Source organism: Gilliamella sp. B3127 (assembly GCF_026536935.1).
In the GTDB taxonomy this organism is placed as follows: domain Bacteria; phylum Pseudomonadota; class Gammaproteobacteria; order Enterobacterales; family Orbaceae; genus Gilliamella; species Gilliamella apicola_E.
In genome coordinates this window covers 95888-114619 of sequence record NZ_JAFNNI010000002.1, presented here as the reverse complement: position 1 = coordinate 114619, position 18732 = coordinate 95888, and the positions used below count along the sequence as shown (strand labels likewise).

Sequence of the window (18732 nt, the reverse complement as noted above, 5' to 3'; positions counted from 1 at the left end):
AAAAATTATTCAAATATCAAAATCACTAAATTTCTAATTCAAAGCCCTAAAATAAAATTTTTGAGGATCAATCGCTCTGATTTTAAAGATTTGTAATTGAAATATCTTTAATTAAAACAGTAAGAAGCCAATTATAACCCAGATCTTATTTAGATCTAACTTACAAAAGTTAACGTAAATGAGTGAAAAAAAGTGTTGCATAGTGTTTTTCCAATCACTATACTTTTTACACGGTTTTAGCTACAAGACTAAAATTTGACAGAAAAGTATAAAATTTTAAATTAATCAAAAAATTACTTGACAGGGTAGTCTAAAATGCATTATAATTTTCAACAGGCAACAGGCAACAGGCAACCTGGCCAACCTATCTTTTAAATTCTTCTAAGTCCATAACCCAGTTTAAATTTTTCACTGAAACTTATTTTTCCACGCAATCAAGTGAAATTCTGCGAATTTTCGCGCGATCGCTTCCGCGCTCCTTTTCTCGATCTTTTTCCCAATTATCCCGGCTGATTGTTTTCTTCGTGGCTTTTTTTCTTCCTTTTTCCAGTCACGCATTAACTTCACAGACAACTAGGAATGCGATACAGGGTAGTGCACCTTATCTGACTTTCGATGGTGGTCGTACTCGTGTTGTTGATGCTAACGGTCTGCTTGGGATTACACTATCTGATGGTATGCAATATACGCCTTCTACCAATTTATCATCTACAACCCCAATTGTCTTGCCGGTTGAGGGTCAGAGTTTTGCTGATATAAGTATGTTCGTTCCTACTAATACTAATTCAGTCGATTTAAGTTCTCTTATCGGTCCTCCTTATAATTATTGGGGGGATGATGATGGTGATTTTGGTGTTAGTGCCACAGGTACGTTAAATTTATCTATCGTCGATAAATACAGTCAAGCTGTATTACGTAGTAACGTGCCAACAATTTGTAAGGCACCTTATCGTGTTACGTTGTCAAGTACTAACGGTACATTATTAACTCGTTACGGTTTTCCAAGTCGTAGTACTTTCGGTGCTAGTAGTGTGATTTATTACGTCAATCCTAAGGCATCTCCTGTGGTTTGTTTTGCTAGACCAATTACCTCTCACCGTTATTCTGATCAAAATGGTCCATCTTGGATATGGAACGGGAATAATGGTTTTCTCACTCAGTCAGTTGAACCATCAGGTTATGGTCGAAACTTTCCGACTACTGGTCTTAATGGATTGTACTTTGATTTACTCATTTCTGGTAGTAATAAGCCTTTGTATTGGTCTCCAGTTTCCCTGGGGGGGATCACTGTTACTATGACTAATTCTACAGCTACAAGCGTTCGTGTTACTTTAACAGGTCCTGCACCTACGCCGTCTCAACTGAATTCAGACAACCCTAGTCCTATTGATAGACCTAATTTACCTCAGACGTTCGAGTTAGTCGGTCGAGATAATAGTGGTAATCCTATTGTTAAATATGGTTTTACGTTAAAACAGTGGTTTGTTTTGCGTCCTGACACTCTTTTGAGTTCCCATGTAAACGGCTATTATAGATCATCTACTTGGTGTCGTGGGGTTACTTATGCAATGCCTCGTGTAGCAGATTTAACTAACTCATCTTGTCCGAGAAATTATCCTCCTTGTTACGGGGCAGTTGGTGCCACTCCTAGGTCATCTATAAATCGTTATAAGCGTTATATTGGTGCAGGATTTATTACGGAATGGGGACCTATGAGAAGTTACTCTGTTGGCTTCTCAAACTATTGGATCTGGACTAGAGACCAAAAAAACAACTCCAATTCCTATTTTCCTGTGGATGTCATAAGTGGAAAAGTTGATGATCAGTCACACATCTATCAATACGCTGTACTTTGCGTCTTAGGACGGAGGTAAGGGTGGGGAAGATAGCGCTCAGTATTTAAGAGATAGCTGAAAGGAAGAGTTAACTTATCCGTGAATAAAAGGGGGTTTGTGGCTTAGCGACGTATAAATTACCCACGGGTTTATTTTTGCGGTTTTTTATCGAAAAAAAGTTGAGAAACGGGGTTTTTGGCGCTAATAAATAATTATATTTAGCTTTATTACCCCGTTTATCCGTTAACTTATGAGCTTTCTATTTTATTGCTTTTGCCACTATTTGTTGTGCTTCTTGCTGTAAGGTGGCAAGGTGTTCGTTGCTGATAAAGCTTTCGGCATAGATTTTATATGCGTCTTCCGTTCCCGATGGGCGAGCTGCAAACCAGCCGTTTTGGGTGATCACTTTTAATCCACCGATTGGCGCATTATTTGCTGGCGCGGTAGTGAGGCATTGGGTTATTTCTTCACCGGCTAGCTTGTCTGTGGTTAATTGGCTTGCATCAAGTTTTGCCAGTTTTTGTTTTTCAGCAAATGTAGCCGAAGCTTGAATGCGTCCATAGTATGAGATACCAAATTTATCTTCAAGCTCTTGGTATTGTTCTTGTGGGTTTTTGCCAATTTTGGCCGTCATTTCTGCAGCAAGTAGACATAAGATGATGCCGTCTTTATCAGTTGTCCAGACTTTGCCGTTGGTTCTTAGGAATGATCCGCCTGCGCTTTCTTCACCAGCAAATCCGAGTTTGCCGTGATAGAGTCCATCAGCATACCATTTGAAACCAACCGGATATTCAAGGTATTTTTTGTTTAAGCTGTTAGCTACGCGGTCGATCATTGAGCTAGTTACAAGTGTTTTACCGATTGCGATATCTTTGTGCCATTGTGGGCGATTTTGGAATAGGTAGTTTACACAGGTTGATAAGTAGGCATTTGGGTTCATTAGTCCTTTTGGGGTGACGATACCGTGGCGGTCAGCATCGGTGTCGTTGCCAAAGGCTAGATCGAATTTATCTTTTAGATTTAGTAATCCTGCCATTGCCCAACGGCTTGAGCAATCCATGCGGATAATTTCATCATGGTCAAGATGCATAAAGCTAAATGTTGGGTCGATTTTGTTGTTAACGATTTCTAGGTTTAGGCCATATTTTTCAGCAATGCGTGGCCAATAGGTAATACAGGCGCCACCAAGCGGGTCAACCCCAATTTTGAGTGATGATGATTTGATAAGCGATAGATCGACGATGTTTTGCAGGTCGTTAACATAATCGGTTTCATATTCTTTAGTATGTAGGTAGTCAGATTTTATCGCTTTTTCGATCGTGACGCGTTTGACACCATTTAGGTTGGCTTTGAGTAGTTCGTTAGCGCGATTTTCGATCTGTTTGGTGATGTCAGTATCAGCAGGCCCGCCGTTAGTTGGGTTGTATTTGATTCCTCCATCTTCAGGTGGGTTGTGTGATGGCGTGATAACGATGCCGTCAGCTAATTGTGATTGTTTATTGTAAGTTAAGATAGCGTGCGATATTACTGGCGTTGGTGTGTAACCCCAGTTTTGAGCGATGACTACGGTTTGTTCGTTAGCAATAAAGACTTCTAATACGGATTTTAGTGCAAGTTCGGATAAGGCGTGGGAATCTTGACCAATAAAGCAAGGACCAGTGATGTTGTTAGCTTTGCGGTATTCCGCCACCGCTTGTGCAATGGCTAGAATATGAGCTTCGTTAAAGGTGCCTTTGTTTGAGCTACCACGGTGACCCGATGTACCAAAGATGACCAGTTGGCTGATATTGTCTGTATCTGGTTTGATTTGGTAGTAATTGTTTTTTAATGTTTCGACATTTATTAGGTCTGTCGGTTGCGCTAACAATCCCGCACGACTTGGCTTATCCATTTTTTACTCCTCTTTCACAATTCGTTTTATTCACTTTTGTGTTCATTGCGTGAATTTTTATTTATTTGATGGTGAGAATGCATGAGTCACTTGGTTTATCATGCTTTCTGATATTCCCATGTCGCTCATAATCGATTCTATAATGAGTATTTTACGAGCAGTATTGGTGTTGCTAATGACCCAGTATGGGGTGCCAATGATTTCTCGTGGTTTGGTGTTTTTACCTGAGGTTTCAAGTGCTTTTTTGTCTTTAGCTAGGTATTGACGCTTTCTACCATGGAGTGAGGTCGCTGCAATGGAGAATAGTGCTGAGTTGTAGTTGTATAGCGCGTTTAATACCGTTAAAAATCGACTGATGGTGGATCTTTCTTTTGTAAATCTTTCACTTTTAATAAGGTTTTCAATAACTGAATAATTGTTTTCAGTGAGTTCTGATGGGGCAATTTCGATTGCTGACAATTGGTTGAACTTTAATAATCGTCTTAAAATACTTGAAGCATCTTCACCTATATGTTGAGTTTGGCCTGCAATAAATTGATAAAGTTCTTCGTCGATTTCGATAGTTTTCATGCTGTTATTTTGCCTATAAAATTATTTTACTGGACATCCATCAGCTGCGATGGCGTCAAGATTTAAATTCGGTTTGTCATCCATACAATCAAGCTTAGATTGATGAGTGACGGTTTCATTTTTCGTCGTTGTATTTTGATTTTCATCATGACAGGCAGTTATCATAACTGATAATATTAAAGGAAAAAATAACCGTTTCATGTACTTATTGTATGGTAGCTTAACTATTAAGCTGAGTATAACCTAAGTTGATTATAAATTGTATTATCAATTGATAAAATTGTGAAAATGATGTTGTCGTTTTTGTAAAAGAATATTATGCTATTGAAGGTATAAAGTTTTATACTCAAAATATGAGGAATAAATTATGAAAAAAATCGTCACATTAACTATACTAGCAGCAATTTTATCTGGGTGCAGTAATAGTGATATTTATTCTGGCGATGTTTATACAACCGATCAAGCTAAACAAGTTCAACAGGTAAGTTATGGTACAGTTGTTGCTGTAAGAGCTGTGAAGATTCAAGCTAACTCTGATGGCAAAAATGGTGGTAATGTTGCGGGTCCTTTAGGCGGCGCAGTCATCGGGGGAGTATTAGGTAACACAATTGGTAATGGTACTGGGCGAATTTTAGCTGCAGCTACCGGTGCTGTAGGTGGTGCAATTTTAGGTGATGCTATCGAAAACAAAGCAAGCCAAGCTGCAGCGGTTGAATTAGAAATCAAACAAGATAAAGGTTCAACGATTGTTATTGTTCAAAAAGGTGATGCTAAGCAGTTTTATCCAGGTCAAAAAGTGAAACTGATCTCTAACGGTAAACGTATTAGTGCAGCACCAAAATATAATTCAAGATATTAAAGGTTCCTTTTCAAATCTTACTGATTTGTTCGCCTTCACTTATTGTATGATTCGTGAAGGCATTTTTTTTCTTCTCTTTCTTCCATTTTTTCCTTTTTTCCCATTTTACCTATTTTTAAATTCTCTTAATTGATTATTTTGTCAGCATAAAAATTTGCTTGGTTTGGTGCAAATAGATAAACTCAAGTTAGATGTTTAATTGTAATAAGGAACAGTACTGCAATGCGTATTTTACATACTATGATCCGCGTCGGCGATCTAAAACGTTCAATTGATTTTTATACTCGTATAATGGGAATGAAGTTGCTTAGAACAAGTGAGAATCCTGAATATCAATACTCTCTTGCTTTTGTTGGTTATAGTGATGAGTCTGACAGTTCGGTGATTGAGTTGACCTATAATTGGGGGACGGATAAATATGATCATGGTACGGCGTTTGGTCATATTGCTATCGGGGTTGATGATGTGGCTAAGATGTGCGAAGACGTTCGTCAAGCGGGTGGTCGTGTGACTCGTGAGGCGGGGCCGGTTAAAGGTGGTAAGACGATTATTGCTTTTGTTGAAGATCCCGATGGTTATAAGCTGGAGTTAATTCAAAATAGCCAAGCGTCTGAAGCGTTAGGTAATTAGTACGTTATATCGCCGATTTTTCGGCGATTTTTTTTCAATTCTATTAGTATTTTGGTGCAAGCAGGTCATCAATAAGTTGTTGGTGTGTGATGGTTTGTTTTGCTTGCTCAAGACTCGCTGTTGTCATAATGGCATTAAGTGCTGTTAATGATTCATCAAAATCATCATTTATTATGATGTAGTCATATTCGTTATAATGCGATATTTCAGATTGGGCTTTGTGCATTCTTTTGCTGATGATATTCGCGTCGTCTTGGCCTCGTTTAATCAGTCTATTTTCAAGCTCTTTTAGTGATGGCGGTAAAATGAAGATGCTTTTTGATTCAGGCATTTGTTGTCTTACTTGCTGTGCACCTTGCCAATCGATATCAAGAAAGACATTTATTCCTTGCTGTAATGATTGTTCGATTTCAGCTTTGGATGTGCCATAGTAGTGGTCAAAGACGTGAGCATATTCAACAAAGGCATTTTGTTTTATAAGTGATTCAAATTCTTGATTGTCTACAAAATAGTAGTGTTCACCTTGTTTTTCGCCCGGTCTTGGGTTTCTGGTTGTATGAGAGATTGAAACTTTAGCCGGATGGTGATTAGTTTGCGCTAGATAGGCGCGAATCAGGCTTGATTTGCCTGCACCACTTGGTGCTGAAATGATAAATAAAGTGCCTGTATACATAAATAATTTTACCGTAATATAATAAATGGTTTTGATAGAGCGTTGTTATACTCTATTATAGCAAAGTTTGATTATAAAATGCGGCTTATTGTTTTTAGTCTAATTAGTTGTCTGCAATCTAATCTTTATTATTATAATTATTCAGTATATCAGTTTGTAAGGAATGAAAGATGTCATTAACGTTTGAAGATGGTGTGCGCGCCTGTATTCCCACCTTATTGGGGTATATTGGAATTGGTATCGCTGCGGGTGTAGTGGGTAAAGCCTCTAATTTGTCAGTGTTAGAAATCACCTTGATGGCTGCTATCATTTATGCGGGTGCATCGCAATTTATCATCACGGGTTTAATGATTGTAGCAACTCCGATTTCGGCTGTGATATTTACTGTTTTTTTGGTTAATTCACGCCATTTTTTGATGAGTATGGCTACTGCACCTGCTTTTCGGCGTTTTTCGCTTTTAAATAATATTGGGATTGGTAGCTTATTAACCGATGAGAGTTTTGCGGTTGCGATGAATGCCATTGCTAATAAAACGCCGATCAATCCGCCTTGGATGCATGGGCTGAATGTTACTGCTTATTTGGCGTGGATATTATCCTGTTTAGTTGGTGCATTGATTGGCGAGTGGTTGCCGAATCCTGCTCAGTTTGGTTTAGATTATGCATTAGTTGCGATGTTTATTGGTTTATTATATTTGCAGTTAACTGGTGATAAAACAAAAACCATTAGAAATCTGATTATTGCAATGTTAACTGTAACTGTGGTGCTGGTCTTTTTATTGCGATTTGTATCGTCAGAAATGGCAATATTATTTAGTACTTTTGCTGGCTGCTTTATGGGTATTATTGTGGAGCGTAAAGCATGAGTTTGTATAGTTTGTTGATTATTTTGGGGAGTGGTGTGGTGACTTGGTTACCGCGAGTTATTCCATTTTTATTAGTTAGAAAATTGCAATTGCCTGAAATCGTGATTCGTTTTCTATCTTATGTGCCTATCTGTATTTTAACTGCGCTATTTGTGCAAAATTTGTTTATTGTTAAGCAAGGTGAGTTTCCTACTTTTAATTTGGAATATTGTTTAGCCGCTGTGCCAACTATTATCGTGGCGATATTGACACGAAACCTGATGTGGGTGGTGATTACTGGTATGAGTTGTATGGCTTTGATTCGGTATTTTATTCTCTAGCGATAAATAAAAAACAGGGCGATTGCCCTGTTTTTTTATGTCAACATTGTTGTTTTTGCTCTAATCGCATGATGTTTCTTTTTAGTCTTTCAGCTTCGGCGGTTTGACCTAATTGAGTTAGGTAGTTGGCCATTGCTTTTTGATTGGCAAGATTGTTAATGATAGATTTTGGTTGTTTTTTCCACCATTTTATTAAAGCTAAAGGATCAATATCCGTAGATAACTGTTTTATACGACCAATATAAGCCGCTTGTTTGAACTGATCGAGTTGCGAATCAGGGTAAGCTTTGGTTTTGTATAAGATCGGTAACAGTTCTATCACCGCTTGATAATCCTGTGATTCATAATATAGCTGGTCTGCTAATTTTAGGAGCTCAATGTTACGCGGTTTTTCGTTTAGAAGTTTTTCGATTGTGATTTTAGCTGAGCTATATTCATGATTTTTGATTTGTAACCGAATTTGTACAATCTGAAAAGCAAATAATTCATTCGGTTGGCAACTTTTAGCTGCTTGCTCTAAAGATTGATTAGCGGCGATAAGTTGGTCATCATCAATTTGTGCTTGAGCAGCAAGTAAGTAAGATAGTGTCGAACTTTTTGCTCCTTTGGCACTTTTCATAAATAGTTTTGCTGCTAGTCGGTAATCACCTTCTAATAAATAAAATTGCGCTTGTTCAATACGTTTAATTGATTTTTTTGGCGATCGTAATCTAAACCAATTACCCAATTTGGTATTGAAGATTTTAGAGAATAATTTATAGATTAGGTATAGGCAGAGCAAGCCAATGATTTGTAATATCATAAATGAGTTAAATGACATGCTGATACGATATTTGGCAACTTCGAATACCGCAGAACCTTGGTGGCCTTCAAACAATGGCCCAAGGAAAAATCCACCAACTAATACTAGGAATATAATGAGTATTTTGAACATTATTATTCTCCTATTTACCTAATATCGATTTAACGCGAGTTTGCATCAATTTTTCAAGTTCAGTAATGCTGTCGAGTTTATCAGGTATATTTTGGTTACTGATTGGTTGGTTTTGTAAGTTTTCAAGCTCATCAATGAATGCTTTTACACCTGGGGCATTGCCATCAAAATACGCATTGACCCAAATTGCGGTATCATTTAGCGCTTGTTGATAAATGAGTTCTTGATGTCTTGGTACTGCTTGAGCAGCAATTAATAGACGGAAACGGATATTTTCGCGCAAGTAAAGTGATTGTTCTGCACTAAGTGGTGTTTTTAGGATCTGGCATTTAACAATTTGTTTTTCGTCACTTCCTGCTTTGTCTAGACACTCAGAAAAATGGTTATCTTTTACATCTAACTTTTCAATTTTGATGAATTTATCCATAAATGTTGAAGCATTAGCAAGTAAATTATCTGACCAATCATCTGTTGAATGGGTGACATTATCTGCTGAAGTATTGGTGTCGTTAGAAAGGGTGTCGTCATGTTGATTCATACCCAGATCGATATCTTTATAGTTTCCAACTAATGGTAATTCTGTTATTGACTCAGTTAAACCAAGTAATTTTAGGATTATGCCATCAGCGTCAACAAAGGTGACTTGAGATAGTGAGTTAATATCTTTGGTGATCGCTTGTCGAGCAGGGAGTAAGCTTGGATCATTTGTTTTCGCTAAACTTTCATCTGCACTTTTGAGTAATAAACGGGCGCTGGTGTAGTCTTGATCGCTCCAGATTTTTCTTCCCGCTAAATGCACTAGGTAGTTTGCTTGCGAGATGAGCCAAACGTTGTTATCCAGAGTCGATACGGCTGCTAAACGTTCGTTTAGGCTATTTAGGTTTTGCTCGTTTAATTTATTGGTATCATTAACTTGTTCAGTAAGTTGCTGCTGAGCTTTTTGGTTGTCGCTTAATTGACGGTCAACGCGTTGTGTTAATAATGAAAACTGTTGGTTTTGTTTATTGATGGCATCATCAATATTACTTTGAAGATCTTTAATTATACTTGCTTTGGTATTTTGTTTTAAATTGGCAATTTCAGCTTGTAGCGTTGAGATTTCATGTGTTTGGTTTTGGAGCTGTCTATAACCTTGAAAATAGATCAATCCACCTAAGCAAACTGTTAATCCGATGGCGAGTATTGAGAGTTTTGATACTGGCGCTTTTAGCGTATTGACTGATGGCTCAGGTTGAGGACTAGAAGGTTTTGTCTCTTTTTTATTTATATTCATCATATTATTCGCTTCTGTCTTTTTTATTTGGCTAAATGAAGTGGTGCTGATGTTTGATAGTGTTGCATTGGCACCATAATATCTAGATGGCATAAATTACCTCATTTAGATTTTTGAGAAATATTTTCCGCATTATGACATAGAGTTATCATTGTTTTAAATAAAAATTCATTATTTGCACTAACAATTTGTAAAACGTTATGCCAATTTAGTTGCTTGGCTTTTTCGAATATCCGTGGGCTAGTTACCGCCAATTGTGCTTCATATTTATGTTTATTTTTGCAATATGCGTCGAGTTGGAGTAGGTGATCGACACTTGTTACGAGTAGGATTTGTTTAGCAATATCATCAGTTAGTATGTTGGCTGGATATTGAATTGGTTGACGAAAATAACATTGTATTGAGGTCACGTTTGCTTTTTGTTGCAACTCTTGAGACAGCAATTGCCGTCCATTGTTTCCACACAAAATTAAAACCGAACGGCCTTGCAAGTCAGTCAATAGTGGTAATAATCCCTCACTATGTTCCTCACTTGGATAATCAACGTGAACGTCAGCTTGTTGACTAAACAATTGAGCTGACTTTTTGCCAATGGCAAAATAGCGTAGATGTTTAGGAAAGCTTAGATTAGGTTGATGTTCTTTTATCATATAGCTGACTTGTGGCGATACCACAATTACGATATCTGATGGCGCAAGTTGGTTGAGCTGTTGTTGAAGGCTATTTAGTCCGTGACCTGCTAAGATTTTGAATAATGGGAGATGAGTTGCCGGAATATTTGCTTGATTTAATTGCTGGGTTAGCTTATCCCCTTCGGGGGAAGGGCGAGTAATATAAATCATCAATCAATTATTTCCGCTAAAATTTTATCAGCTCCTTTGGCTAACAATTCTGATGCCAGTTGTTGACCTAAGGTTTCAGACTCGGTTGCTGATTTGGTTAGCGTCGCTTTAATGATTTTGCTCCCATCAATACTACCAACTAACCCGGTTAAAGTTAATAAATCATTCGTTAATTGACTATAGCAGGCGATTGGCACTTGGCAACCACCTTGTAAGGCTTGATTCATTGCTCTTTCTGCTTGGATACAAATTCGGCTGTTTTTATCGTCTAGAGGTGCAAGTAATTTAAGAATCGTGTCATCATTTGATCGGGTTTCAATGCCAACCGCACCTTGCCCAACCGCCGGTAAGATTAAATCTGTTGTTATATATTGTTTGATTCGTTCTTGTAATCCTAATCGCTTTAAACCGACAGCGGCGAGGATGATTGCATCGTATTGTTGATCGTCTAATTTTGCTAGACGAGAGCCTACATTTCCACGTAAATCTTTTATGATGAGATGTGGATATTTTGCTCGTAATTGACATTGGCGTCTTAGACTTGAGGTGCCAACAATGGCACCTTGCGGTAAATCGTCCAAGCTTTGATATTGGTTTGATATGAGTGCATCACGTACGTCATCGCGTTGGCAGATGGTTGATAGGGTTAGTCCTTCCGGGAATTGGGCGGGAATATCTTTTATTGAGTGAACAGCAATATCAGCTTCGTTGTCTAATATGGCTTGCTCTAGTTGCTTTACAAATAATCCTTTTCCACCAATTTTTGACAGTGGACTATCTAAAAGCACATCACCTTTGGTTACCATAGGAAGCAGTTCCACAGTTAGATCGCTATGGATAGCTGTCAGTTGTTCTTTTACATAGTTAGCCTGCCAAAGTGCTAAGGGGCTTTTACGAGTGGCGATGCGAATTTTCAATGGTGTTTCCATTCCTTTCAAATCTTTGTTTATCTTTTCTTTAACTCTTAAGTCGATTTGCCTAAAGTTTTGAGCGCTTTAGGCATGAAGACATTTTTATTTTTTTACGGTTTAAATGTGCCGCTTAAAGTTCATCGACAAAACGAATTGCATAACCAATATAATTTGCCGGAGTTAATTGTTTTAATCGTGCTTTTTCATGTTCAGGTAAAGCTAACGAGTCAATGAATTGTTGCATTCCTTGTGCATCAACACGTTTACCGCGAGTGAGTTCTTTTAATTTTTCGTATGGTTTTTCGATACCATAACGGCGCATTACGGTTTGAATTGGTTCGGCTAGCACTTCCCAATTACGGTTAAGCTCTTCAAGTAGATATTCTTGATTGACTTCAAGCTTATTTAAGCCTTTTAGGGTCGATTGATAAGCGATGATCGCATAACCAATACCTACACCAAGGTTACGTAATACTGTTGAGTCAGTTAAATCTCGTTGCCAACGAGAAATAGGTAGTTTGCTACCCAAGTGACTCATAATAGCGTTAGCTATACCTAAGTTACCTTCAGAGTTTTCAAAATCAATTGGGTTCACTTTGTGTGGCATGGTTGAAGAGCCGATCTCACCAGCGATGGTTTTTTGTTTGAAATGATTTAGTGCAATATAACCCCAAACATCACGATCAAAGTCGATCATGATGGTATTGAAACGCGCTACACAATCAAAATATTCGGCAATATAATCATGTGGTTCAATTTGCGTGGTGTATGGATTCCATTGTAATCCCAATGATGTGACAAATTCTTCACTAAATTTGTGCCAATTGATTTGTGGGTAAGCCACCATGTGTGCATTATAGTTACCTGTCGCCCCATTGATTTTACCTAGTATTTCAATTGACTGTAGTTGTTTAAGTTGTCTTTTTAAACGGTAGGCTACATTAGCAAACTCTTTACCAATGGTAGATGGTGTAGCGGGTTGTCCGTGCGTTCTTGATAGCAATGGAAGGTCACGATAAGCTTTAGCTTGAGCGGTGATAATATCAATCAATTTATTCCAATAAGGAACGATTACTGTATCTCGCGCTGTTTTTAGCATTAATGCGTAAGATAGATTGTTAATATCTTCTGAGGTACAGGCAAAGTGGATAAATTCGTTAATAGCTTGTAGCTCTTCGTCACTGTTTACTTTCTCTTTTAGGAAATATTCAACGGCTTTAACATCATGGTTTGTGGTTTTTTCGATGGTTTTAATGCGTAGTGCATCTTGTTCATCAAAGTTTTCTACAATTTGGTTAAGGTGTTTAGTGGCAAGCTCACTTAAAGCTGGGACCTCCAGAATATCTGCTTGGCTAGCTAATTTTTGTAGCCAACGTACTTCAACTTGAACGCGATATTTTAATAAACCATATTCACTAAAAATTGTGCGTAATTCTGTTGTTTTGTCACCATAACGACCATCAATTGGTGATAGGGCGGTTAGAGCAGATAATTCCATCGGTTTTACTCCGTTGCTATTTTTTAATTTAATAACTTTGTTGATTAATTTCTTTTAATAACTCTTGCGCTGCATTAGCTATTCGTTTGCGACTTAATAGGAATTGGAAGCGACTTCCTCCAACTTGATACCATAAAATGGCCGAGCGAACACAACTCAATAGTGAAGATCTGACTTTGGCTTGAACTAATGAATTTTGTAGATATTCAGCTTTACCTACCACTTTGATTTTTGTTGCTAACGGGCTGATGATATCAGAATAGATTCCAGCTAATGAATAAGAGAGATCGTCAATATGATTGTCGATTGTTTCATTATTCATTTCAGGATACAGGCCTGATATTCGTTGTAAACGCTGATCTATTTTATCTAACGCTTCATTATTTTTTAATAGTTTGCTGGTAATACTTAAGGTGCCAAAAAGGTAACGAATCAGTTCAACATGCTGTTTTTGGTTAGAGGAGAGTAGGGTAATCAGTGTTTCTAACCCTGTTTTGATATTGTTTATACCATCATAAACATCATCAGTGTTTTTTGGTGATGTGTTGAATATGCTTTTTATCGATACTTGATAAATTGTAGTATTACAAACCCCAGTATTAGCAAGCTGGGGGATAAGTGTTGCGCTTTGTGTCGCGCCGGCAAGAGCTATTGCAATATGATGGTATTTATTGTTCACTTTAATGCTCCTTACTGCTTATAATTCGTTCCTCGATAATTCCACCGCCAAGGCAAACTTCATTTTGATAAAACACTGCTGATTGTCCTGGTGTGACAGCTGCAACAGGTTTGTCAAACATGACTTCAATTTTATCTTCACCTAGTGGTGTAACACAACAAGAGATATCTTGTTGACGATAGCGCGTTTTAACTGTGCAATGAAATGGTTGGGTAACAATTTTACGATCAACCCAGTGCAGTTGTTGGGCAATTGAACCATTTGAAAATAGTGCTGGATGGTCATGACCTTGAGCAACAATTAATTCGTTATTTTTAATATCTTTATCAACTACGTACCATGGAGTGTCGTCGGCTTGTTTTAGACCACCAATGCCAAGCCCTTTGCGTTGACCTAATGTGTGGTACATTAATCCTTGGTGATGACCAATAACTTCACCATTTACGGTTCGAATAACGCCTGATTGTGCAGGTAAATAACGCGCTAAGAAGTCACTGAATTTTCGTTCTCCGATAAAACAGATACCTGTTGAGTCTTTTTTGGTCGCGGTTGCTAAGCTAAGTTGCTCTGCTATCTTTCTTACTTGTGGTTTTTCTAGTTCGCCAACAGGAAATAAACTTTGACGAATTTGGTCTTCACTAAGCGTATATAAAAAATAACTCTGATCTTTGTTGTTGTCGATTCCACGGAGTAATTCAACTTTGTCGCCATTTTCGCGTTTACGGACATAATGACCTGTCGCAATATAATCGGCATTTAAATCTTCTGCTGCATATTCAAGAAATGCTTTAAATTTGATCTCTTTATTACATAAAATATCTGGATTCGGCGTTCGGCCTGCTTTGTATTCAGACAAAAAATGTTCAAAGACATTATCCCAATATTCTGCAGCAAAGTTGATGGTATGGAGTTTAATATTTAATTTGTCACAGACTGCTTGTGCATCAGCGAGGTCGATAGCTGCAGAGCAATATTCTTCTGTGTCATCTTCTTCCCAATTTTTCATAAATAGACCAACAACATCATAGCCTTGTTGTTGTAATAAATAAGCAGAAACGGAAGAATCTACGCCGCCAGACATGCCGACAACGACTTTTTTTCGAGTGTTTACATTTGGCATAATAACTAAATTAATGGGCAAAAATTTTGTGGTGATTTTAGCATAATTAAGGCTAAATGTATAAGGTTATGCTATGTGGAAGGTGATTAGATTGCTTAATTTTGTTAATGACATTTTTATTACAATGTTGTTCGCAGAAAAAAATGTAATATCGAGTGATAAAAAACTCCATTGATTTGCATCAATGGAGTAAAAATAAAAAAAGCGCTATGGCAATATTAATTGAGATTTTTCAATAAATAGATTACATGACCAATTATTTTAAAATCTTTTTGCTCATTTTTCGCTTTCGTAATAGTCGGGTATTTTGGGTTGTCTGAAATCAATAACAGATTTGAACCTTGATTTTGAATTCGTTTAATAGTAATTTGATCGTCATATTGTACAGTATAGAGGAAACCATCAACTGGTTTATTATTTGCTGTATTAATAATGACTATATCATGATTGGATATAGTTGGTTCCATACAATCACCTTTAGCCCAAACAGCAGCAAGATCATCTGCTTCACAACCTTGATGTTTAGTTAAAGTGAGATCAAATGGGATCGTATCTAAAATTGTGAATGCGTTAATGGTTTCGTTCTTATTAAGAAACGGAACATTCACTGTACCTCGGCTTAGCGTTTCAGGTAGTAATCGACATTCACCTTTACCTGTTGCTAACCATTCAATTGACACATCGCATTTATCTGCGATAGTAGCCAACCGACTGAGTGATGGATAGGTTTTTCCACTTAAGTAATCACGGATTACGGCTTCGGACATACCAACACTTCTGGCAAACGCATTGCCTGAGCGACCTTCTAATAGGAGAGTTAATCGGTTTTTAAAAGTTTCAATACAAGTATCGTTAAGTGTTCGTGTTTTTTCTTTGGTTTTTTGTTTTTTTTCTTTAGTTTCCATTATATTTCATTCCATTTTCGGTGTTTTTTTTGTTTTTATTATTTTAATTCGTTTTTTTATGTGCTATTCTTTGCCGGTAACTTTTTATCGTTCTAGAATCGTAACACCGATAATCTTTACAATAGCAAAAAATTTAACCAATAGAGGATCTCATAATGAGAGAACAAGATCAAGACTGGACACCATCAAGAGTTGTAGGTGAAATTAAAATTCGAGGCGGAAATTTAAGGGCGCTTTCACGTTCAAGTGGTTTACAGGCTGATACTTTACGTAATGCTTTATATCGTCATTGTCCAAAATATGAACGTATTATCTCTGAATATTTGCAAGTGCCTGTTGAAAAAATTTGGCCATCTAGGTATGAAAATAAGGTTAAAAAATAAGTTACAAAGTTTAAAAGAAGACGCCTTCTATAGGCGTCTTTTTTATTTTAATTCTTATTTTTTAGCTTGTTCTGCTGCTCTAACAATCGCTGCAAAAGCATCTGCTTTTAATGAAGCTCCACCAACTAATGCACCATCAATATCTGGTTGAGTGAATAGTTCTGCTGCATTTTTGTCATTTACAGAACCACCGTATTGAATGATAACTTGTTTAGCGACAGCGGCATCTTGTTTTGCAATGTGGTCACGAATAAATTTATGTACTGCTTGCGCTTGAGCTGGAGTTGCAGATTTTCCAGTCCCAATTGCCCAAACTGGTTCATAAGCAATTACTGCACCATTAAATGCTTGAACACCTAATGCATTAATTACTGCATCAATTTGACGAGCACATACTGCTTGAGTTTGACCTGCTTCGTTTTCAGCTTCTGTTTCACCAATACATAGTACAGGAACGAGTCCAGCTTCTTTTAATACGCCGAATTTTTGAGCGATAAATTCATCTGATTCTTTATGATAAGTACGACGTTCAGAGTGACCAATGATCACGTGAGTCACACCGATTTCTTTTAACATAGTGGCTGAGACTTCACCAGTATAAGCACCTGAAAGATGAACACCAACATCTTGTGCGCCTAAAAGAATAGTTGAGCCACCTAATTGATGTTTAACGAAATCTAAGTACACAGTCGGTGGTGCAATTGCAATATCGCAGTTTGCTTCAGTTGATAGCTCAGCTCTTAGTCCTGCAACTAAGTCTTTAGCCATTTCGATACTTCCATTGAGTTTCCAGTTACCCATTACGAGTGGTTTTCGCATAATTTTCTCCAACTTAAGATTTAAAAAGGTGTTGATTTCAGAATGAATTCGTTATAATACTCCTTATTATACACCAAATAAATTGAGCTTGAGGAAAAATATGTCATTAGAAATATTGAATCAATTAGAAACTAAAATTCAAAACACTGTAAACACTATTAATACCTTGAAAGAAGAGATTTCGAGATTAAAGCAAGGCAATCATGAACTTGAACAATTAATTAATGATAGTTCAGATGAGATGAAAGCATTACGTGACGAAAATGAGAAGTTAAAACAAGATCAACAAGTTTGGCAACAACGTATTCAAACCCTTTTAAGCAAAATTGGTGAAATAACCCAGTAAATGATTCAATTTTTTTAACGCGACTTAGGTCGCGTTTCTTTTATGACGACTAATTAATGTGAAGATGATATTTAAATGCGCGAACAGCTAAAATCTTTATGGCTTACTCAAACCATTCATTTAATAGAATCCGAATCAGGTCGATTTGCTGATCAAGATATTAATCGACAAGTTAAAGCTATGCCAACCTCTTTGGTTAACCGTATTATTACACGTGCAACGATACTGTCTAAACAAAATGGTTTATATTCTGCGCAAAAGGTTATTTTACGTTCTATTAAAATTTCTTTCTGTTTATTACTATTAATTTCGATTTTTTTAGGTGGTTCATTAACATTTAGCGCTTTGAGTCAAAATCCAATCAATTTGTATTGGGCGCTATTGTGTTTATTAGGTGTTCATTTTATTACGCTCATTATTTGGATTGGTTCATTTTTTTTCTTTTCTCGCTTTGGTGGTAGTTTATTAATCCATTGTTGGTTGTGGATAGCCCAAAAGCTTTATCAAAAAAAGACTGTGCAACAGCTTGTACCGGCTTTTATCACTTTATTTGGTTCTTCAATCCGTTGGTTGCTTGGTTTTGTTCTGAATCTTTTTTGGGTCGTTATTTTATGTAGTGCTTTATTCGTTTTATTGATGCTATTTTCAACTCAGCACTACAGTTTTGAGTGGAAAACTACTTTATTAAGTTCTGATACCATTATTAAGTTAACTCATTATTTAGGTTATGTTCCATCTTTGTTTGGTTTTCCGATTCCAAATGATGATGTGATTAAGCTTAGTGAACACGCTTTAAGTGAGGGTGACATTCGTTCTTCTTGGGCGATTTGGCTATTAGGTGTTTTTATCTGTTATGGATTAGCCGTTCGATTTCTATTAATGACTTTTTGTGGCATCGCTTGGATTGTGAGTAGCCGAAAAATTAAATTAAATTTGGATGATCCTGACTTTCAAATCCTATCCCAACAATTACAGCCACTTTTAACCCAAATGGTGGATGAAGATAAGTTAGGCGAACCTAAATGGCAACTACCAATCTCACAGATTGAAGAAGGAAGTGGTGTCTATTTAGTGGCTGTGGATATAGATGAGAGTTGGAATCCACCGCATGACGGGCATTTTTACGGATTTTTAAATACTCGTGAGCTGCGAAATGCAATATTAGATCTTTTGCAATTAAAACCCGCGTATAAAGTGTTAATTGCAATCGATACTGATCGAGCACCAGATCGCGGGGTATTAAATTTTGTTCAACAATTAATGAATAAATCACAGCAAAGTCGAATATGGTTTATTAATCAAGGTAAACAATTACATAATTGGCAATCGTTATCTTTACCGTTAGCTAATCCTAGCTGGTTAGATCAGGATAATTAAT

Annotated in this window: 21 protein-coding genes; 8 read left to right on the top strand and 13 right to left on the bottom strand. The window is 37.1% G+C overall.

What is annotated here, in order from left to right:
- Nucleotides 1-524: 524 nt before the first annotated feature.
- Entirely contained in the window at nucleotides 525-1874 is a 1350-nt protein-coding gene (locus J3U00_RS03690) for a hypothetical protein (RefSeq protein WP_267331602.1), read from the top strand.
- A 220-nt stretch (nucleotides 1875-2094) separates the two neighbouring features.
- Here the strand turns inward: J3U00_RS03690 and pgm are convergent, their stop codons facing one another.
- The 3 genes from pgm to J3U00_RS03675 are packed head-to-tail and all read right to left on the bottom strand — an operon-like array spanning nucleotide 2095 to nucleotide 4497.
- A complete protein-coding gene (gene pgm, locus J3U00_RS03685) occupies nucleotides 2095-3726 on the bottom strand; it encodes a phosphoglucomutase (alpha-D-glucose-1,6-bisphosphate-dependent) (protein WP_267331601.1) in 1632 nt (543 codons plus the stop codon).
- 57 nt (nucleotides 3727-3783) lie between these two features.
- Complete coding sequence (locus tag J3U00_RS03680; protein WP_267331600.1) at nucleotides 3784-4296, bottom strand: hypothetical protein; 513 nt, start codon at nucleotides 4294-4296, stop codon at nucleotides 3784-3786.
- Nucleotides 4297-4317: 21 nt separating this feature from the next.
- Nucleotides 4318-4497 (bottom strand): hypothetical protein, encoded by a 180-nt coding sequence (locus tag J3U00_RS03675; protein WP_267331599.1) that lies wholly within the window; start codon nucleotides 4495-4497, stop codon nucleotides 4318-4320.
- 163 nt (nucleotides 4498-4660) lie between these two features.
- On the opposite strand from J3U00_RS03675, the gene J3U00_RS03670 reads away from it, so the two are divergent.
- The gene (locus tag J3U00_RS03670) at nucleotides 4661-5155 is read left to right on the top strand and encodes a glycine zipper 2TM domain-containing protein (RefSeq protein ID WP_065733935.1); all 495 of its coding nucleotides are present in this window, start codon (nucleotides 4661-4663) and stop codon (nucleotides 5153-5155) included.
- Between the two features lie 222 nt (nucleotides 5156-5377).
- Nucleotides 5378-5785, top strand: a complete 408-nt coding sequence (gloA, locus tag J3U00_RS03665) for a lactoylglutathione lyase (protein WP_065733936.1) — start codon at nucleotides 5378-5380, stop codon at nucleotides 5783-5785.
- Between the two features lie 43 nt (nucleotides 5786-5828).
- On the opposite strand, the gene gmk is transcribed toward gloA, so the two are convergent.
- Entirely contained in the window at nucleotides 5829-6458 is a 630-nt protein-coding gene (gene gmk, locus J3U00_RS03660) for a guanylate kinase (RefSeq protein ID WP_267330707.1), read from the bottom strand.
- A 170-nt stretch (nucleotides 6459-6628) separates the two neighbouring features.
- On the opposite strand from gmk, the gene J3U00_RS03655 reads away from it, so the two are divergent.
- Together J3U00_RS03655 and J3U00_RS03650 are read left to right on the top strand one after the other, a co-directional pair.
- Nucleotides 6629-7324 carry an AzlC family ABC transporter permease gene (locus tag J3U00_RS03655; protein ID WP_267330708.1) on the top strand — a complete coding sequence of 232 codons (696 nt, stop codon included), beginning with the start codon at nucleotides 6629-6631 and terminating at the stop codon, nucleotides 7322-7324.
- Nucleotides 7321-7644, top strand: a complete 324-nt coding sequence (locus J3U00_RS03650) for an AzlD domain-containing protein (RefSeq protein WP_267331598.1) — start codon at nucleotides 7321-7323, stop codon at nucleotides 7642-7644. Before J3U00_RS03655 ends, J3U00_RS03650 begins: the two co-directional genes overlap by 4 nt.
- Before the next feature lie 40 nt (nucleotides 7645-7684).
- Here the strand turns inward: J3U00_RS03650 and J3U00_RS03645 are convergent, their stop codons facing one another.
- From J3U00_RS03645 to J3U00_RS03610, 8 genes are all read right to left on the bottom strand, one after another.
- The gene (locus J3U00_RS03645; protein ID WP_267331597.1) at nucleotides 7685-8578 is read right to left on the bottom strand and encodes a heme biosynthesis HemY N-terminal domain-containing protein; all 894 of its coding nucleotides are present in this window, start codon (nucleotides 8576-8578) and stop codon (nucleotides 7685-7687) included.
- A gap of 10 nt (nucleotides 8579-8588) precedes the next feature.
- Nucleotides 8589-9944, bottom strand: coding sequence for a uroporphyrinogen-III C-methyltransferase (locus J3U00_RS03640; RefSeq protein ID WP_267331596.1), 1356 nt, complete (start codon nucleotides 9942-9944; stop codon nucleotides 8589-8591).
- A gap of 8 nt (nucleotides 9945-9952) precedes the next feature.
- On the bottom strand, nucleotides 9953-10693 hold the full coding sequence (locus J3U00_RS03635; protein WP_267331595.1) for a uroporphyrinogen-III synthase: 741 nt from the start codon (nucleotides 10691-10693) through the stop codon (nucleotides 9953-9955).
- On the bottom strand, nucleotides 10693-11622 hold the full coding sequence (hemC, locus tag J3U00_RS03630) for a hydroxymethylbilane synthase (protein ID WP_267331594.1): 930 nt from the start codon (nucleotides 11620-11622) through the stop codon (nucleotides 10693-10695). Before hemC ends, J3U00_RS03635 begins: the two co-directional genes overlap by 1 nt.
- Nucleotides 11623-11734: 112 nt before the next feature.
- Nucleotides 11735-13102 (bottom strand): adenylosuccinate lyase, encoded by a 1368-nt coding sequence (gene purB / locus J3U00_RS03625; RefSeq protein WP_267331593.1) that lies wholly within the window; start codon nucleotides 13100-13102, stop codon nucleotides 11735-11737.
- Between the two features lie 28 nt (nucleotides 13103-13130).
- Entirely contained in the window at nucleotides 13131-13781 is a 651-nt protein-coding gene (hflD, locus tag J3U00_RS03620; RefSeq protein ID WP_267331592.1) for a high frequency lysogenization protein HflD, read from the bottom strand.
- A gap of 1 nt (nucleotide 13782) precedes the next feature.
- The gene (gene mnmA, locus J3U00_RS03615; protein ID WP_267331591.1) at nucleotides 13783-14901 is read right to left on the bottom strand and encodes a tRNA 2-thiouridine(34) synthase MnmA; all 1119 of its coding nucleotides are present in this window, start codon (nucleotides 14899-14901) and stop codon (nucleotides 13783-13785) included.
- Between the two features lie 218 nt (nucleotides 14902-15119).
- Nucleotides 15120-15806, bottom strand: a complete 687-nt coding sequence (locus J3U00_RS03610; RefSeq protein WP_220225934.1) for a LexA family transcriptional regulator — start codon at nucleotides 15804-15806, stop codon at nucleotides 15120-15122.
- A gap of 155 nt (nucleotides 15807-15961) precedes the next feature.
- On the opposite strand from J3U00_RS03610, the gene J3U00_RS03605 reads away from it, so the two are divergent.
- A complete protein-coding gene (locus J3U00_RS03605; RefSeq protein WP_065562654.1) occupies nucleotides 15962-16189 on the top strand; it encodes a helix-turn-helix domain-containing protein in 228 nt (75 codons plus the stop codon).
- A 54-nt stretch (nucleotides 16190-16243) separates the two neighbouring features.
- Here J3U00_RS03605 and tpiA read toward each other — a convergent pair whose 3' ends face one another.
- Complete coding sequence (gene tpiA / locus J3U00_RS03600) at nucleotides 16244-17008, bottom strand: triose-phosphate isomerase (protein WP_065733946.1); 765 nt, start codon at nucleotides 17006-17008, stop codon at nucleotides 16244-16246.
- 100 nt (nucleotides 17009-17108) lie between these two features.
- Here tpiA and zapB point away from each other — a divergent pair, with 100 nt between their 5' ends.
- Together zapB and J3U00_RS03590 are read left to right on the top strand one after the other, a co-directional pair.
- Entirely contained in the window at nucleotides 17109-17354 is a 246-nt protein-coding gene (gene zapB / locus J3U00_RS03595) for a cell division protein ZapB (RefSeq protein ID WP_065562652.1), read from the top strand.
- Between the two features lie 75 nt (nucleotides 17355-17429).
- On the top strand, nucleotides 17430-18731 hold the full coding sequence (locus tag J3U00_RS03590) for a DUF2868 domain-containing protein (RefSeq protein ID WP_267331590.1): 1302 nt from the start codon (nucleotides 17430-17432) through the stop codon (nucleotides 18729-18731).
- Nucleotide 18732: the final 1 nt, after the last annotated feature.